Raw genomic sequence first — 15,836 nt, forward strand, 5'->3', positions numbered from 1 at the left:
CTTGTTTAGTCCGCAATCAATGACGTTGACTGCGTGGCCGATAGTTGTTTTAGTCAATCAGATATTTCTCGAATGCGGCCATGTTCTTGGCATCTGCCGCCGCCGGGTCATCGTAGTAACGGCCATCCGTGATTTCCTGGCCCAGCATGCCGTCGAAACCATGGGCGTTGAGTGTGGCGACGAAGGCGTCCATATCGTGCTTGCCATCGCCCCACACCAGATGGCCATACGGGTCGCCGTCGATAAAGTGCATCTCGTGAATTGCCCCATCACCAAAGGCGGCAAACCAGTCCTCAAGCGTCTCGCCTGCAACGCCCATCGCGGTTGTATCAACCATGGGCTGTAAGTACGGGCTCGCGACCTCGTCAATCATGCGCTTCGCATCGGAAACCGTCGTCACAAGGTTGCTCTCCTCGGGACGCAGGCTTTCCATCGTAAGCACCAGACCGTGCTCGCCGGCATACTCCGCCAGAATGGACAAGTGCTCGCGGCTGCGCTTCCAGGCTTCCTCGCGGTCCTCGTCCCAGTCGCCCCAGCCCGAGTTGACGGACATACGGTCGCACCCAAGTACCTCGGCAAGCTCAATGCCGTGCTTAAAGTACGCCAGGCTGCGCTGTTCATGCAGCGGTTTGCGTGCGCAGTACTGCCAAGGATAGACAACATTCTCGGGACACAGAGTACGATACCTAAGCCCACGGTCTGCAGCTTTTTTCGCCAGGACCTCAGCCTCAAAGTAGCCCGTATGGTCGAGTGTCACATGCGGCTCCGCACACCACAGCTCAATGGACTCAAAGCCCAAACGCTGCTGCACATCAAGGAAGTAATCGAGCGACCACATGATGTAGTGGATATTCATGCCCGCAATCTGTTCGCGGCGCAGCGTCGGCTTGGATTCAGACATCTTATGCCTCCCTATTTCTATCGAACACGATTTGTCCGTCCGACATCGTCATATCAACCGCAAGATTGCGTGCGTCGTGATAATCGAGGTCGAACACATCCCGATCGAGCACGCAGATATCGGCAAGCTTGCCGACCTCGAGCGTACCCAGCTCGTCTTCGCGCATCAGATCGTACGCGCCGCCGGCAGTCCAAGCGCGCAAGAGCTCGACAAGTGTCAGCGCGTTGGCCTCATTCACGGGCAGTCCATCGTCGAAGTATCCGCCGCACGCGCTGTAGATTGACTCGCCCAGGCTCGGAATCAGCAGCGGCAAATCCGTACCACAGCACACCGTGCATCCGGAATCTTCCATGCCGCGGCGATTCCAGCTGTGCAAAAGTCGCGTCTCGCCAATTTGTCGACACATCATCGACAGGCAATCCTCGCGCCGGTCCAGCGTCAAAATCTGCGGATAGACCTCGCAAATTCCACCTAACTTGCCAAACTCGACAAGATCGGTCGGATCAGAGTTCTCGAGATCGGTAATCGCATGGCGGCGAAGCAACCGTCCATGCTCGTCTCGAGGCAGCGAGGCATAGAGCGCCACGGTGCGACGAACGGCGCCATCGCCCTGGCAATGCAAGGAATATCGGAAGCCGTCAGCATCAATTGCGCGCAGCTCGTTCTCAATCAGATCCCACTCGGGCTCCTCGACAACCGTCTTGCCGGCAGCGCCCGCATCGGCCGTGTCCTCATAGGGGTCAATCATCTCGGCAAGCCCCGCCCATACGCCGCGATCGGTCATACGGTTGAAGCCAGAAAAACGAACGAACGGACCCCGGAAGCGCTCTCGTGCCTCGCGAGCATATGACAGATTTGCACCGGCACCCACCGGCTGCGACATCATAGAGACGCGAACCGTCAGCTCACCAGATTCCTCACGGCGAGCCATTTCGTCGGCAAAACCGTAGTAGTCATCAAACGCCATCTCCTTGATGGCGGTAACGCCGCGCTCGTTAAGCATGCCCATGTAGTCCGAATACCCCGCACGTACCTCGGGCAGCGAGAGGAAATCGCTCATCATGCGCCAGATCTTCTCGGCATAACACGCCTGGGGTGTGAAGCCGTATCGCGCACTGGCGGCAGCATTGAGAACGCAGGTCTCCGCACCCGGTGTAAAGCAGACGACAGGGATATCGCCAAAACAATCGTCAAACACAGCTGCCGTATTTGCGTTCTCGGCATCCGATGCCAACGTTTCGGGCAGGTTGTGGCCAAAAGCCGCCGCGCAATCCGGATGATCTTCTTTCCATGCACGCAAGAGCGACACGGCCTCTTTGGCATCAGCGATGCCGGACAGATCAGACCCCAACGTCCGCAGCGCCCAGCCTGTATAGAAGGTATGCACATCGATCAGGCCAGGCATGACAGTGCGGTCGCCCAGGTCAACTACCTCGTCCGCCTGGGTCAAATACGAAGCTACCTCACACTTGGTGCCAACCGCCTCAATTCGATTGTCACGGACCGCTACGAAACCTTCAAACGGCAGGTCCCCCGTACCGGTAAAGACGCTCTTAGACGTCAGGACCGTCAAACGATCGGACATTATAATCACCTACGCCGGAAGCATGCCAGAAATGGCAGTAATGACCAAGCCAAACACGACCATGAAGATGAAGAACTTCCAAATGGTCTTCCACCATTGGCCAAACGAAATCTTAGCCACGCCAAGGCCGGCAACCGTCATGCCCGCCACGGGACTGATGGTGTTGATGGTCTGGTTGGCAAACTGGAGCGCGGTAACGGCCGCCTCGGGATTGAGGCCCATGAGCTCGGTCAGGGGGCCCATAACGGGCATGGTGAGTGCCGCCAGGCCAGAACTCGAGGGAACCAGCAAAGAGAGCAGGCCAAGGACGATATACATAAACGTGGTGTAGACGGCGGCGGGTGCACCGGCGAGCGCAGTAGCGAGCGCCTGGAGGATGGTGTCGATGATCATGCCGCCCTCGGCGATGACCAGAATACCGCGAGCGATACCGATAACGATGGCGGCGTACGCAAAGTCGGCGAGGCCTTTAACGAACTCCTCAGCAATCGTCTGCTGGTCAAGACCGCCCAGGATACCGGCAAGCAAGCCCATGCCAAGGAACACGGCGGAAATCTCATTCATGTACCAACCCTGGGTAACAAGACCCCAGACGATAATGCCCATACCGCAAGCAAAATCGATAAGCACGAGCTTCTGACGGATAGTGAACTCTTCCTCGATGGAGGCATCGATCACGGAAAACTCGATACGCTTGAGCTTATCGTCCTCGTACGTAATGGACGACTCGGGGTTTTTCTTGACGCGCATGGCGTAGCGCATGGCCCATGCGATACCGACGGCAGTGAAGATGACCCAAGAAACGGCGCGCAGCCACAGTTGCGGATTGCCCTCGATGCCAATGATGCCTTGGGCGATCAAAACATTAAACGGGTCGATGGTCGAAGCACAATATCCCAGGTTAGGACCAAGGAAGCAGATGATGAATGCCGTCATCGAGTCATAACCGATACCCATCATGATGGGAATGAAGATGGCATAGAACGGCAGGGCTTCCTCAGACATACCAAACGTGGTGCCGCAAATGGACAGCAACGTCATCGTGATGGGAATGATGAGGATGTCCTTGTTCTTGAGCTTTTTAATCACACGGCTCATACCGGCATTCAAAGCGTTGGTCTTGGTGATAATTGCGAACGATCCGCCAATCAATAAGACAAACGCAACGACGTCGGCAGCCTCCTGGATGCCCTTAGTGGGCGCTTGCAGGACCGCGAAGATATCCTGACCCAGATTGATGGTCTCGCCGGTCTCGGAATCTGTGTAGTTCTTATCGACCTGTTCATAGGTTCCAGCAACGGCGACTTCACGCTCGCCCGCCGCTGTCGAAATCGTCTTGCGCTGATACTGACCAGAGGGAACGATCCAAGTCAAGACCGCAAAGACAACGATCAGCAAGAACATGATCGTATAGACATGCGGTAATTTGAACTTAAAACGTCTGTTTGTCTTCTTCGCCTTCGTATCTGACATAGATACCTCCAAAGAACTCGAGACTGCATCGCATCTCGCTTCAACGTTTGCACAAAGCAAACGTTCTATGACGTTCTATAGATTACCAGCAGCTTTTCTCGTCATCAAGATAATTTCAAACTGATTGCCGCAACGCGGTTGAACGGTTGCGTTTGCGCCGTGAACGGTATGGAAACGTCCGGTGAGATGATTCACCGGACGTTTCCATACGCAATGTCCTAGATGTCAAAAACGTAGCGAGACCCAACGATCCGCTGACGACCGATGATAAACGGCCGCCGCTGCTCATCGAAAAAGAAGGCTTCCATATAAAACATGGGTTCGCCAACGGGAACTGCCAACAACCGAGCGACCTCGGGCGACGCGCACGCGATCTCAAGCGTGCATGGGTCGGTAAACGCGGGCGTGCGGCCCGTCCGGTTGCGCACGAACTCAAAAATGGATTGGTTAGATAGAGGTGCCGTTGATAGATAGGCGTTGTCCTCGTAAACATATATGTTGTTCTCGAGCATGACAGGGACGCCATCGGCAGTACGCACGCGCTCAACGCAGATCAAGTCAGTTCCAACGGGAACACCAAAGAACTGTGCTTCGGTGGAATCCGCCGGCAGTATCTTTCTCGAAATGACACGCGCCCCCGGTTCCATTCCGTTAACGCGGCATGCGTCCGAAAAACTCTGGACGTCATCCTTCTGGCGAATCTTGCGCTTGAGCTTGGGGGCATTGACAAACGTGCCTTTCCCCTGTTGCTTCGTTAGATAGCCCTGTTGGACGAGCTCCTCAATAGCGCGTCGCACGGTAACGCGGCCAACTTTATAGCTCTCAGCCAATTCGAATTCGTTGGGTATCCGCGCGCCTGCCTTGTAGGCACCGGAGTTGATTTCGTTTTTGATGATATCGATAACCTGTTGGTACAGCGGTATCGCTGCTTTACCGTCAGTTAGCCCTTCAGTCGGTGGCATATACCCTCTCCAAGCACAATTAAGTCTAAAACGGGCTTAGGGGCATTCAACAAGTCCTTAAGCCCGCATTAGCTTAAAGTATGCTAGGTGTCGCACCAAAATGTCGGCAATTTACTCATCAGACCCGAAAAACGCGCAACTACCGCGCTCCTAAGAAAGCGTGAGCAGCTCCGGCAGCTGGTCGATAATCTTGTCCGCGGCATCCTGGCTAAAGCCAAAGCGCTCCTCGCGCTTGGCAATCACCGTTAACCCCGCGCGTTTGCCGGCAGTGATACCAGGCACCGAATCCTCAACACAGCAGCAACGGTCCGCAGGCAGCCCCAACAGATCCAGCGCATGCAGGTAGATGTCGGGCTCGGGCTTGCTCTCCTTAAACTGTTCGCCGCTCACCACATACTCAAAGGCATCCGACAGCCCGCATGCATCGAGCACTTCCTCGATGCTGTCCATGGGAGACGAACTCGCCAGCGCCACGCGAACGCCGCGGCGCGGCAACTCTCGAATCGTATCCACAGCGCCCGGGTTAATCAAAGCCTGGTAGTCACGCGGACGCTTATGCGCCCACTCGTCCCAACGGGCCAACGCTTCCTCGCCAGTGAAGTGCCCTTTACCGGCGCGTTCAAACCAATCGACCAGCATATGCAGGAAGAACTGATGCGAGGTGCCAATCTGCCCGTTCAGCTCCTCTTGGGTCAGGTTCAACCCAAGCTCCTTGGCAAACGCGGCAGTCTCCCCCAGGTAGTAATACTCGGTATCGACGATGACGCCATCCATGTCAAAGATAACGGCGTCGAACGGAAATGCGGACACGGCACCCTCCCTAACAAAAGGACGCCCGCGAGCAGGCGCCCGAACCATGCATTAATCGGCGATTCTAACCCAGCAGCTTATCCAGCGCTACCGCAATACCGTCTTCGTTGTTATTGGCGGTCACCATCTGGGCTACAGCCTTAACCTCATCGACGGCGTTGCCCATGGCAACACCGGTGCCGGCCCACTCAATCATGGACTTGTCGTTCTGGCCATCGCCAAACGATACGACCTCGCTGGCATCGATGCCGAGCTTGGGCAGGGCACCCTCGAGCGCACGAGCCTTGTCGATGCCGGGCGCCGTATATTCAAAGTACCAGTCAGCCGTAAACATACCCGACAGCGTCTGGGTAAAGGGCGCGTACATCTCCTCGTGATGCGCCTGCAGATAGGCCGGATCGCCCGCGGTGAGTAGCTTGTCCACCGGATAGGCATCCGCCACCTCATGAAGGCTCTCGACTTCGCGAATCTTAAGATCGCAGGCGTCGCGCTCGTATTTGACGATATTCTTCTGCGAGCCGTCCGGCAGCGTAATCATGCAGCGATACGAGTCCTCTACATGCAGGTCACGCCCGAGCGAAATCATAGGGATCACGTCAAAGCTGCGAAGATGGTCAATTAGGCGATGCAATTCGTCGACCGGCATGGCCTGGTCGAACAGCACCTCATCGGTCTGGGCATCGACCACGTGCGCACCGTTAAAGGCGACCAGCAGGCCATCGTGGTTGTGAAGATCGAGTTCTTGACCCAGGGCGCGAAGACCCCAGGCGGGACGACCCGAAGCCAAGATGAGCTTAATGCCCGATTCCTGTGCCGCGAGCAGCTTCTCGCGCGTACGCGGGCTGATCACCTTCTGATCGTTGGTAAGCGTACCGTCGATATCCATTGCGATGGCTTTAATTGCCATATGTGCCTCCCTGTCATTGAACAACCTTGTCTGAGCCATCATACAGAACACCCACGGCAGCTCTGTCTGCAACGGGTAAAAAGTCATATTGTCCCGAACATGAACGACGCGTGGTCGTGAAGCTTTATCGCTCAGGTCAAATACGCCTGCTAACGACGCTCCTCCGTCGGTGCACCCTCGACGATCGCAATGCCCGCCGATGCACCCAACGCGCTAGCGCCGGCCTCGATGAATGCGCAAGCCTCTTCGTAATTATGAATACCGCCCGCCGCCTTGATTGCCACGGAATCGCCGAGCACCTCGTGCATCAGCCGCACGTCCTCGAGCTTAGCGCCGCCAAAGCTTCTACCAGTCGATGTCTTAAGGAATCCCGGCTTAGCCTCCAGCGCAATCTCACACACACGGTGCTTGGCGGCATCGTCGCCGTCCAGTTTGCACATCTCGACGATCACCTTCTCAGTGATGCCATGCGCGCGACAAAAATCAGCAATGGCAGTCATCTCGCGCTCGATGGCATCAAAATCGCGGTTCTCGACCGACTCCTGATTCAAAACGTAGTCAATCTCGGTAAAGCCGCACGCAGCGTATTCCTCAAACCTCGCAAGCTTCTCCTCAAGCGTCATAGTGCCCTGGGGAAAGTCGATAGCACCGGCAAGGATAATGTCAGAGCCCTCGAGCATTGCGCGACCCGTCTCGTACTCCTGCAGGTTCGCAAATACACAACGGAAGTTGTACTTTAGCGCCTTCTCGACATACTGCTCAAATGTGTCCTCGGGAGCGTCGATATAGTCGATGTATTTATTGATGGGTTTGGCAAGCGTCATGCTGGGCCTCCTTGTTCAGGACCGACAACCGATTTGTGGTTTCACGCGAAATACCACGTCCAATGTACGCCCGATACGCAAGGACAGCGTCCGCATTCCGGCAAGCGGTATGAAATTAGCTGTAGAAGTATATCTACGGAAAGCGAATGGCGCCGCATGCGGATGCCGACAGCCAGGCACCCCCCCTCAATACACCCTCATGCCCATTCAAATTGCAAAGGGCCCATATCTGTTGGGATGCGGGCCCCTTTACTGTTTGCGATCAGAAATGATGGGCCGCACAACGTCGTTAGCGATCGAAATCGACCTGAGCGCTTTGGGCTTCGGGGAGCTCTGTGTAGAGCGGGTGATCCTCGAGCTTAAAGCGCTCGACCTGCTGGGGAGCGCGGCCGCGTACGAACAGCCAGGAGCGGTCGACGGGCGTTGCCATGAGTGTACTGGGCAGCACGTCGGCACGCTCGGAAAAGACGCGGGCGCTCTCGAGGTCCTGGAAGGCTAGTACGAGCTGCGTGTCGCAGTTGCCCATGATGGAGCGAGCGCGCGCCTCGCCATAGAGCGCATCGAGTTGATTGGTTGACTGCAGCAATAGGGTTGCCCAGATCTCGCGGCTGCGGATGATGGACAGAACGTTGTCGATTTGCGGCATCTGCAGGTTGGCAAAGTCGTCGAGCATAAAGCGGACCGGTATCGCAAGGCGGCCGTCGGGCTGCGCGCCGGCGTGGCGGATGAGTTCCGCGAAGGCCTGCGGGCGCCAGTGCCCGGTAGCCGTCGAAGAGACGATTGGGGCTGAGTATGCGGAGCATGTCAATCAGGGCGCGCACCGTTGCCGGGCCGGCTTGAAACCGGGCGGTTGCGCGGTTGTAGCGTTCGCGGTCGAGCACCATGATGCCCGGCGGGCCCTGCATGTCATCTTGCCCGCAGGTTGTCTGCTGATGCCGCGCCTCCAGGGCGTTGAGGCCCATGGCGAGGTCATGGATGGGAAAGGTCAGGGCGTTCTGCAGGTCATATCGATGATCCATCAATGTCATCCGCGTCTCATCGTCCATCTCGAGCCGAAGCTTAGTGTCGAGTGCAGTAATCATGTGTGCCAGATGACCCATGGTGTACGGGCCTTCGGTCTTACCGTGGGATCCGAGATAAGGGTCGGAAAGTTTGTGGACGGCCGGATCGTTCATAATTTCGGCGCAGCGATTTGCCGAAAACTCGTGGTTGCTCAGTGCCTCGTCGACTGGCAGCAGGGCAAAGTTTGCGATCGTTGCGGCGGCGAAGTCAGTGTCGTAGCTGCCGTGCAGAGCACGGTCGATGCGTGCCTTGAGGACGGTGTTTGCGGTCTGGGTACGGGTAGTGTTCATGGCGTTTCCAATCTGTGATGTGCTTGCCTGTTGGTGATGTGCTGGGTGTCGTTGACGATGTGCTTGCTGTGCTTGATATGCTGGGTTGGATGCTAAGGAGTGATGTGCTCGAGGGCGGCTTGTCGTGCGGAAGATGGCTCGATGCCTATACGGAACGGTCGGCGTGCCGTGAGCTGTTTTACCCTGTTATTTAGTTGTCGATAAAAGATGCTTGGTGTTCATATGCCGATCTTCTTTCTCTTACACGCTGAAAACTGAAACTTAATATGCTCGATCAAATGACGACCACCGGAGCGGTCTTCTTTAAGGTAAACAGGATTTGGCGTTTTGGAAAGTATCTTTTTCAAAAAATGTTCTTCGACGAGCATTCGACTCGGATATGGTGGTTCGCGACAAAAATCAACAATGGCAGTCATCTCGCGCTCGATGACATCAAAATCGCGGTTCTCGACCGGCTCCTGATTCAAAAATTAGTCAATCTCGGTAAAGCCGTACGCGGATACCGACAGCCAGACATCCCCCCAATACGCCCTCATGCCCATTCAAATAGCAAAGGGGCCCGTATCCCAACGGATACAGGCCCCTTTCGGCAATGACCTATCTCAGCAACAAAGACTACTTGCGGTGAGCGCGGTAGAACTCGATGAGCGCCTGGGTCGAAGCGTCCTGCTCGGCCTTGGCGGCGTCGTCATGGAAGGCCGGAGTGATCTGCTTGGCAAGCTGCTTGCCCAGCTCGACGCCCCACTGGTCGTAGGAGTCGATACCCCAGACCGTGCCCTCGACAAACGTGATGTGCTCGTACAGGGCGATGAGCTCGCCGAGTGCGAACGGGGTCAGCGTATCGCCGAAGATCGAGGTCGTCGGGCGATTGCCCTCAAAGCAGCGAGCCGGAACGATCTGCTCGGGCGTGCCCTCGGCGCGCACCTCGTCGGCCGTCTTGCCAAAGGCGAGCGCCTTGGTCTGGGCCAAGAAGTTGCCCAGGAACAGCTCGTGGACATCCTGACCGCTGTCGGTTGCGGGGTTGGCAGTGTTGGCGAAGGCAATGAAGTCGGCCGGGACCACCACGGTGCCCTGGTGCAGCAGCTGGTAGAAGGCATGCTGGCCGTTGGTGCCGGGCTCGCCCCAGAAGATCTCACCGGTGTCGGAGGTCACGGCGCTGCCGTCCCAGCGGACATGCTTGCCGTTGGACTCCATAGTGAGCTGCTGCAGGTAGGCCGGGAAACGGTGCAGGTACTGGCAGTACGGAAGCACGGCGTGGCTCTTGGAACCAAAGAAGTTAACGTACCAGACGTTGAGCAGGCCCATCAGCGCGACGGCGTTGTTCTCGAGCGGGGTGTTGCAGAAGTACTCGTCGATGGCGTGGAAGCCCTCGAGGAACTGCTGGAAACGCTCGGGGCCGAGCACGACGATCAGCGACAGGCCCACGGCGGAGTCAACGGAATAGCGGCCGCCGACCCAGTTCCAGAAGCCAAAGGCGTTGGCCGGGTCGATACCGAAGGCCTCAACCTTCTCGAGTGCGGTGGAAACGGCGACGAAGTGCTTTGCCACGGCCTCGGCGTTCTGTTCATTGGAACCATCGATGGCGCCCTGAGCCTTGAGCTGCTCGAGCATCCAGGTCTTGACCTCGCGGGCGTTGGTGAGGGTCTCGAGCGTGGTGAAGGTCTTGGAGACGATGATCACGAGCGTGGTCTCGGGATCGAGGCCCTTGAGCTTCTCGGCCTGGTCGTTGGGGTCGATGTTGGAGATATAGCGGCAATCGATACCGGCGTCGGCATAGGGACGCAGGGCCTCGTAAGCCATGACCGGACCCAGATCGGAGCCGCCGATGCCGATGGACACCAGGTGCTCGATCTTCTTGCCGGTAACGCCTTTCCACCCACCGGAGCGCACGCGCTCGGCGAAGGTATACATGCGGTCAAGGACCTCGTGCACGTCGGCGACAACGTCCTGGCCGTCGACGATGAGCTGGCCCTTCTCGCTGGCCGGGCGGCGCAGCGCGGTATGCAGGACGGCACGGTCCTCGGTGGTGTTGATGTGCTCGCCGGAGAACATGGCGTCACGGCGCTCCTCGAGTTTCACCTCGCGGGCAAGGTCGCACAGGAGCTTGACGGTCTCGTCGGTCACCAGGTTCTTAGACAGGTCGAAGTGCAGGTCACCGGCGTCAAAGCTCAGCTTGTTCACACGCTCGGGATCGGCGGCGAACCAGGCCTTGAGGTCGATACCCTCGGCCTCGAGCTTCTCCTGATGAGCCTCGAGCGCCTTCCAAGCGTCAGTCGACGTAGCATCGATAGGTGCGGCAACAGTTGCCATAAAGTCCTCCTCGGCATACGGGCGCACGCCTCCATGCGCCCGGACATTCAGATTCCACTATTCTAACGCAGGTCAAGACTACAATCAGCGAGCGTTGCCAATCGGCCCCCAAACGGCAACCGACCAAAAAGGGACAGGTTTATTTTGGCAGGTCAAACGCTTTATCAACCAAAAATAACCCGTCCCTTTATGGCAAATATTAGGCCGCGGCGCACACACTGCCGAGCAGCTCGCGCAGAGGAGACCCAATGCCCTCCAGCAGTTCGGGCGCGATAATGGCAAAAACCGGAACCTCACCGGTGCCCACGACAGCAGGCACCTTGCCCTCCGAGACAATGCATCCATAAGGCACAAAGCCGTCTTCGCCGGCATCGAGCGTCGCCATGCGACGGGCGAGTTCGCGTGCAAAGCCGGCAGTATCGGCATCGCCAATCGCCAAGACAAAGTCCACGCCTTCGTCGGTCGCCAGGGCCACGGCTTCGTCGATCGGCTCGTCTCCCCCGTCGCCCTCAACCGAGCCGCAGCGGAAAAGCACGCGCTCGAGCAGAGCTCGATCAAGCGAGCCGAGTGCCGCCGAGACAAGCTCATCGCGCGCGTGCTTGTCGCCACCCAGCACGACCAACGCCTTGGTGCCACCGTAGTGAGCGACCAATCGTCCGCACCAGCGAGCCACGTCTCCATCCGCAACAAGGCGCGTCGGCATACCAAACCCATAATTGACCATCTTTCCCACAACCCCTCCGTGCGTATAGGCGGTATCAATCGTTAGGCCCATGCTACGAAGCGAGGTTTTCCGAGCTGTTTCGCACTCTTTAGAGCCGCGTTAAAAACCCGATGCAGCCGCACGACCATACCTACCAAAACAAACCAGTCCCTTTTTGACAGGTTTTGACGATGTCCGCGCAAGCAGGTATTATCGAACAGGTATTCGATAAGAACATGTGTTTGATGGGAGGGCACGCGTGGAACACGAGCAGCATACCTATATCTGCATCGACCTTAAGACGTTCTACGCCAGCGTCGAGTGTGTCGACCGCGGGCTCGACCCACTCACCACGTGCCTGGTCGTTGCCGACGAATCGCGCGGACGCACGACCATCTGTCTTGCCATCACGCAGGCCATGAAAGACCTCGGGATACACAACCGCTGCCGTCTGTTCGAGATTCCCGACGGCATCGACTACATCAAGGCCGTACCGCGCATGCAGCACTACATGGAGGTGTCGGCGAAAATCTACGGCATCTATCTGGAATACGTGAGCCCGCAAGACATTCACGTCTATTCAATCGACGAGTGCTTTATCGACGTGACGCCCTATCTAGACCTCTACCACACCGATGCCGAAGGGTTCGCCTGCATGTTGCGCGACGAGGTCCTCGCGCGCACCGGCATCACGGCCACCGTCGGTATCGGCCCCAACCTATTCCAGGCTAAGGTGGCGCTCGATATTACCGCAAAGCACGTACCCAGCCGCATCGGCATACTCGATAACGAAACCTTTCGCAAGGAGATCTGGCCGCATCGACCCATCACCGATATCTGGGGTATCGGCCCCGGCGTGGCGGCCCGGCTCGAAAAGTACGGCGTCTACGACCTGATGGGCGTAGCCGCGCTCGACGAAAACCTGCTTTACGATGAACTCGGCGTCAATGCCGAATATCTCATCGACCACGCCTTCGGGCGCGAGCCGACAACCATCGCCGATATCCAAGCCTATCGCCCGCAGGCAACCTCAACCACCACAGGACAGGTGCTCTCAAAGGGCTATGCCTACGAGCAGGCCTACACCGTCTTGCGCGAGATGGTCGACAACGCCGTACTGGACTTGGTCGATAAGCACGTGGTGTGTGACAGCATCTCGCTCTTCGTGGGCTACGCGAGCGAGCGAGCCGACATACGCCGACTCGATGCCAGCGGCACGGCGCAATATGTAGACGGATGCGGACACCTGCGCTCGAGCACGTCAGGTATCGAGCCTACCGCGACCGCCGGCCCCGAACTCGCGCCCCGTGCGCCCAAGCCCGTCCAGCGCGATGACGAACGGCGTCGCCTGGTGCGCGAGGCGCAGGCAATCGACGGCATCTTTGTGGGGGAACACGGCGGCAAACCGCGCGGTGGCTATGCCGCACTCTTCGCGCACTCCAACGCCTCGCGAAAACTGCCCGAGCGCACCAATTCATTTAAGAAGATCATGGGTTACTTCGATGAGCTCTGGGCGCAGACTGTCGACCCCAAACGACCGATCAAGCGCATCAACCTGGGCTTTGGCAATCTCATGCCCGAGGAATTCGCTACCGTCGATCTGTTCAGCGACGTCGAGGCCGACGAGCGCGAACGCGATCTGGCGCGCGCCGTGTTGGCCGTGAAAGGCAAGTACGGCAAGAACGCCCTGGTCAAAGGATTGAGCTTTACCGCCGGCGCCACCGCACGCGAGCGCAACGATCAGGTAGGAGGACATCGTGCCTAAGCCCCAACAACAACCGATACGGCCGCCGACACCATTTGAGCGCCTGGCGGACCCCGAGGGAAGACGTCGTTCCGCCGACCCCAAACTCACCGCCAACGGCGCCGTTCGCGCCGGGCGCGCCGCGCAGTTTATGCCCTTCGCCGCTCTCACGGGATACTACGAGCTCGTACGCAAGCAAGAAATCACTGTCGAGCCCAAATGCGAACTCACGGAAGAAAAAGCCCTCGAGCTTTCGAAAAAGCTCGAGGGCCTCAAACGCGGCGACTTGGTTCGCGTCACCTATTACGATACGTACGGTTATCGTAGCCGTACCGGCATTCTCGATGAAGTGCTCCCCGCATTCAAGCTGCTCAAACTTAAGGATATCGCCATTAACTTCGACGATATCCAAGACGTGGAGCTGCGCGGCCGAGCCCAATCGAACGCCTCGGCCTCGATGCGAGCGACTAGAGCCTCATGACGTAATAACCCGCGCCCCTTACCACGGCCTCAAGCGTCTCGCGGCCAATCGGATACTTCGAGCGCACGCGCGCTGTGTGGTCCGCAAACGTCACCGTTGCCCACACGCCATGCAGCGCATTAAGGGCATTCTCAACGTTGTGCGCGCAGCCATCACAACTCATGCCGCCAATGAGCAGCTCATCGCAGTAGGGGTAGTGAGATTTGTCGGTATCGGCCACCACGGCCCTTTTAACTTTTTTGCCACTCGAACCATCGCTGCAGCAGCTTTTGCCGCGCGTCGATGCGACAATGCGGCGCAGTCCAAAGAACATACCGACGGCAATTACGGCCAGTACGATGATATTCGCAGGGTTAAGCAGATCTTCCATGCGCTCCCCTTTCCTCGTAGCTCATTCAGAGATACCCGCGTGAGGTGTCACCATCCTACCCCAAGCTCATGTCAGTTCAATCAAATAGTTTCGTATTTCTTACTTTTTAGTTGACCTAGGCTTACTTTCGTGTATAAGTTTTCCTTGTTTAACAAGTGAGGACTCAAAAGGGGAACCATGACTCGAACCATAGACATCCCAACGTTTCAGGCAGCGGTCGTGCGCAACTGCTCCCCCACGCTCGCGGGCATTAAACCAGCATCGCTTTTTACCTATCCCGGCATCTATGCCCATCAGGATGGCTCGAGTGCGACCGCGCCGATCGCCGATCGACGCGCACGCCTGCTCAACGTCATCGCCCAGTGCAACCACGAACTCGACCCGCTCGGCATCCACCTGAGTGTTTTGGTCTGGCGTCCCTGCGGGGCGCTTGTGTACGCATATCGACGCAAAAGCCTCGCTACGTACCTTGCGGACCCGCGCGCCAAAACGGCGCTCGCCAAGGAGGGCTACAACACCGACAATCTGCCGATATGTCTCGCGCACCTGGCATCACGCATCGCGCTCGCGAGCACTAACGCCGCGGAATGCGCCTGCGACCAGGCACGGTGCGCATTGGACCATCAAGCCCGCTGCAATAACAGCTGCTCCTGTGAGTTCCCCCACGAAATTGGCTACTTTTTGGGATACCCCTACGACGACGTCCATCAGTTCATCGTCCAGCATGGCGAAAACTATAAGGTCTTTGGCGCATGGAAGGTATACACAAACGTTGAGCAGGCGCTCACGACCTTCGATTCCTATCGCGCATGCACGCAATACCTTACCTACATCTATCAACAGGGCTGCACCCTGGGACAACTTGTCCAGGCAACCCGATAGAGCATACAAAACACGGCCGCACGCCGCACAACCGAAAGGAAAACATATGAGCAAGATCGCCGTCGTCTACTGGAGCGGTACGGGCAACACCGAGGCCATGGCAAACTTCGTTGCCGAGGGCGCAACCGGTGCCGGCGCCGAGGCAGAGGTCATCTCCTGCGCCGACTTCTCCGCAGACAAGGCCGCCAGCTATGACGCCATTGCCTTCGGCTGCCCCGCCATGGGTTACGAGGAGCTTGAGTACGACGAGTTCCAGCCGATGTGGGATGAAGTCAAGGAAATTCTCGACGACAAGAAGGTCGTCCTCTTTGGCTCTTATTCGTGGGCCGAGGGCGAATGGATGGACAACTGGAAGGCAGATGCCGACGAGGCAGGTGTCAACGTCGTCGATTCCGTCATTTGCTACGATGCGCCCGACGATGAGGGCGAGGCGGCCTGCAAGGCCCTGGGAGCGGAGCTGGCCTAACGAAGCCGTCAGAAAGTCGCAAGACAACTGACAGCCGAGCACCGCACAACAACAGTCGCTCATGCC

General features: G+C 57.7%; 17 protein-coding genes. 5 read left to right on the forward strand and 12 right to left on the reverse strand.

The annotated features are described in order from the left end of the window. Positions 1-49: 49 nt before the first annotated feature. The 8 genes from DW732_RS05490 to DW732_RS05525 all read right to left on the reverse strand — a co-directional run bounded on the left by DW732_RS05490 (position 50) and on the right by DW732_RS05525 (position 8,270). A complete protein-coding gene (locus DW732_RS05490; protein WP_117629752.1) occupies positions 50-901 on the reverse strand; it encodes a sugar phosphate isomerase/epimerase in 852 nt (283 codons plus the stop codon). A gap of 1 nt (position 902) precedes the next feature. After that, positions 903-2,486 carry an amidohydrolase gene (locus DW732_RS05495; protein WP_117735293.1) on the reverse strand — a complete coding sequence of 528 codons (1,584 nt, stop codon included), beginning with the start codon at positions 2,484-2,486 and terminating at the stop codon, positions 903-905. Between the two features lie 9 nt (positions 2,487-2,495). Beyond that, positions 2,496-3,959 carry a YfcC family protein gene (locus tag DW732_RS05500; RefSeq protein ID WP_117735294.1) on the reverse strand — a complete coding sequence of 488 codons (1,464 nt, stop codon included), beginning with the start codon at positions 3,957-3,959 and terminating at the stop codon, positions 2,496-2,498. Positions 3,960-4,177: 218 nt separating this feature from the next. Continuing rightward, the gene (locus tag DW732_RS05505; RefSeq protein ID WP_117735295.1) at positions 4,178-4,921 is read right to left on the reverse strand and encodes a GntR family transcriptional regulator; all 744 of its coding nucleotides are present in this window, start codon (positions 4,919-4,921) and stop codon (positions 4,178-4,180) included. Between the two features lie 150 nt (positions 4,922-5,071). Then, positions 5,072-5,731 (reverse strand): HAD family hydrolase, encoded by a 660-nt coding sequence (locus tag DW732_RS05510; RefSeq protein ID WP_369831507.1) that lies wholly within the window; start codon positions 5,729-5,731, stop codon positions 5,072-5,074. 64 nt (positions 5,732-5,795) lie between these two features. Continuing rightward, entirely contained in the window at positions 5,796-6,638 is an 843-nt protein-coding gene (locus tag DW732_RS05515; protein WP_117735297.1) for a Cof-type HAD-IIB family hydrolase, read from the reverse strand. A gap of 149 nt (positions 6,639-6,787) precedes the next feature. Beyond that, positions 6,788-7,462 (reverse strand): deoxyribose-phosphate aldolase, encoded by a 675-nt coding sequence (deoC, locus tag DW732_RS05520; protein ID WP_117743505.1) that lies wholly within the window; start codon positions 7,460-7,462, stop codon positions 6,788-6,790. Between the two features lie 289 nt (positions 7,463-7,751). Further along, on the reverse strand, positions 7,752-8,270 hold the full coding sequence (locus DW732_RS05525; RefSeq protein ID WP_233539375.1) for a type IV secretory system conjugative DNA transfer family protein: 519 nt from the start codon (positions 8,268-8,270) through the stop codon (positions 7,752-7,754). Between DW732_RS05525 and DW732_RS05530 the strand changes: the two genes are divergently transcribed. After that, complete coding sequence (locus DW732_RS05530) at positions 8,188-8,832, forward strand: hypothetical protein (protein ID WP_199569761.1); 645 nt, start codon at positions 8,188-8,190, stop codon at positions 8,830-8,832. The genes DW732_RS05525 and DW732_RS05530 overlap by 83 nt on opposite strands. Before the next feature lie 200 nt (positions 8,833-9,032). Here DW732_RS05530 and DW732_RS09790 read toward each other — a convergent pair whose 3' ends face one another. The 3 genes from DW732_RS09790 to DW732_RS05545 all read right to left on the reverse strand — a co-directional run bounded on the left by DW732_RS09790 (position 9,033) and on the right by DW732_RS05545 (position 11,848). After that, positions 9,033-9,281, reverse strand: coding sequence for a hypothetical protein (locus DW732_RS09790; RefSeq protein WP_147356363.1), 249 nt, complete (start codon positions 9,279-9,281; stop codon positions 9,033-9,035). A gap of 148 nt (positions 9,282-9,429) precedes the next feature. Beyond that, complete coding sequence (gene pgi, locus DW732_RS05540) at positions 9,430-11,124, reverse strand: glucose-6-phosphate isomerase (RefSeq protein WP_118099021.1); 1,695 nt, start codon at positions 11,122-11,124, stop codon at positions 9,430-9,432. Between the two features lie 199 nt (positions 11,125-11,323). Next, positions 11,324-11,848, reverse strand: coding sequence for an iron-containing alcohol dehydrogenase (locus tag DW732_RS05545; RefSeq protein ID WP_158567363.1), 525 nt, complete (start codon positions 11,846-11,848; stop codon positions 11,324-11,326). Positions 11,849-12,086: 238 nt separating this feature from the next. On the opposite strand from DW732_RS05545, the gene DW732_RS05550 reads away from it, so the two are divergent. Both DW732_RS05550 and DW732_RS05555 read left to right on the forward strand, forming a co-directional pair. Then, positions 12,087-13,592, forward strand: a complete 1,506-nt coding sequence (locus DW732_RS05550; RefSeq protein WP_233502232.1) for a DNA repair protein — start codon at positions 12,087-12,089, stop codon at positions 13,590-13,592. After that, positions 13,585-14,052 (forward strand): hypothetical protein, encoded by a 468-nt coding sequence (locus DW732_RS05555; RefSeq protein WP_233539376.1) that lies wholly within the window; start codon positions 13,585-13,587, stop codon positions 14,050-14,052. Before DW732_RS05550 ends, DW732_RS05555 begins: the two co-directional genes overlap by 8 nt. Here DW732_RS05555 and DW732_RS05560 read toward each other — a convergent pair. Continuing rightward, on the reverse strand, positions 14,039-14,422 hold the full coding sequence (locus DW732_RS05560) for a heavy-metal-associated domain-containing protein (protein ID WP_117735304.1): 384 nt from the start codon (positions 14,420-14,422) through the stop codon (positions 14,039-14,041). The genes DW732_RS05555 and DW732_RS05560 overlap by 14 nt on opposite strands. A gap of 177 nt (positions 14,423-14,599) precedes the next feature. On the opposite strand from DW732_RS05560, the gene DW732_RS05565 reads away from it, so the two are divergent. Together DW732_RS05565 and DW732_RS05570 are read left to right on the forward strand one after the other, a co-directional pair. Continuing rightward, positions 14,600-15,304 (forward strand): DUF3793 family protein, encoded by a 705-nt coding sequence (locus tag DW732_RS05565; RefSeq protein WP_118099022.1) that lies wholly within the window; start codon positions 14,600-14,602, stop codon positions 15,302-15,304. Between the two features lie 46 nt (positions 15,305-15,350). After that, positions 15,351-15,770 (forward strand): flavodoxin, encoded by a 420-nt coding sequence (locus DW732_RS05570; protein WP_118099023.1) that lies wholly within the window; start codon positions 15,351-15,353, stop codon positions 15,768-15,770. The last annotated feature ends 66 nt before the right edge of the window (positions 15,771-15,836 follow it).

The organism is Collinsella sp. AM28-11LB (assembly GCF_003469895.1).
In the GTDB taxonomy this organism is placed as follows: domain Bacteria; phylum Actinomycetota; class Coriobacteriia; order Coriobacteriales; family Coriobacteriaceae; genus Collinsella.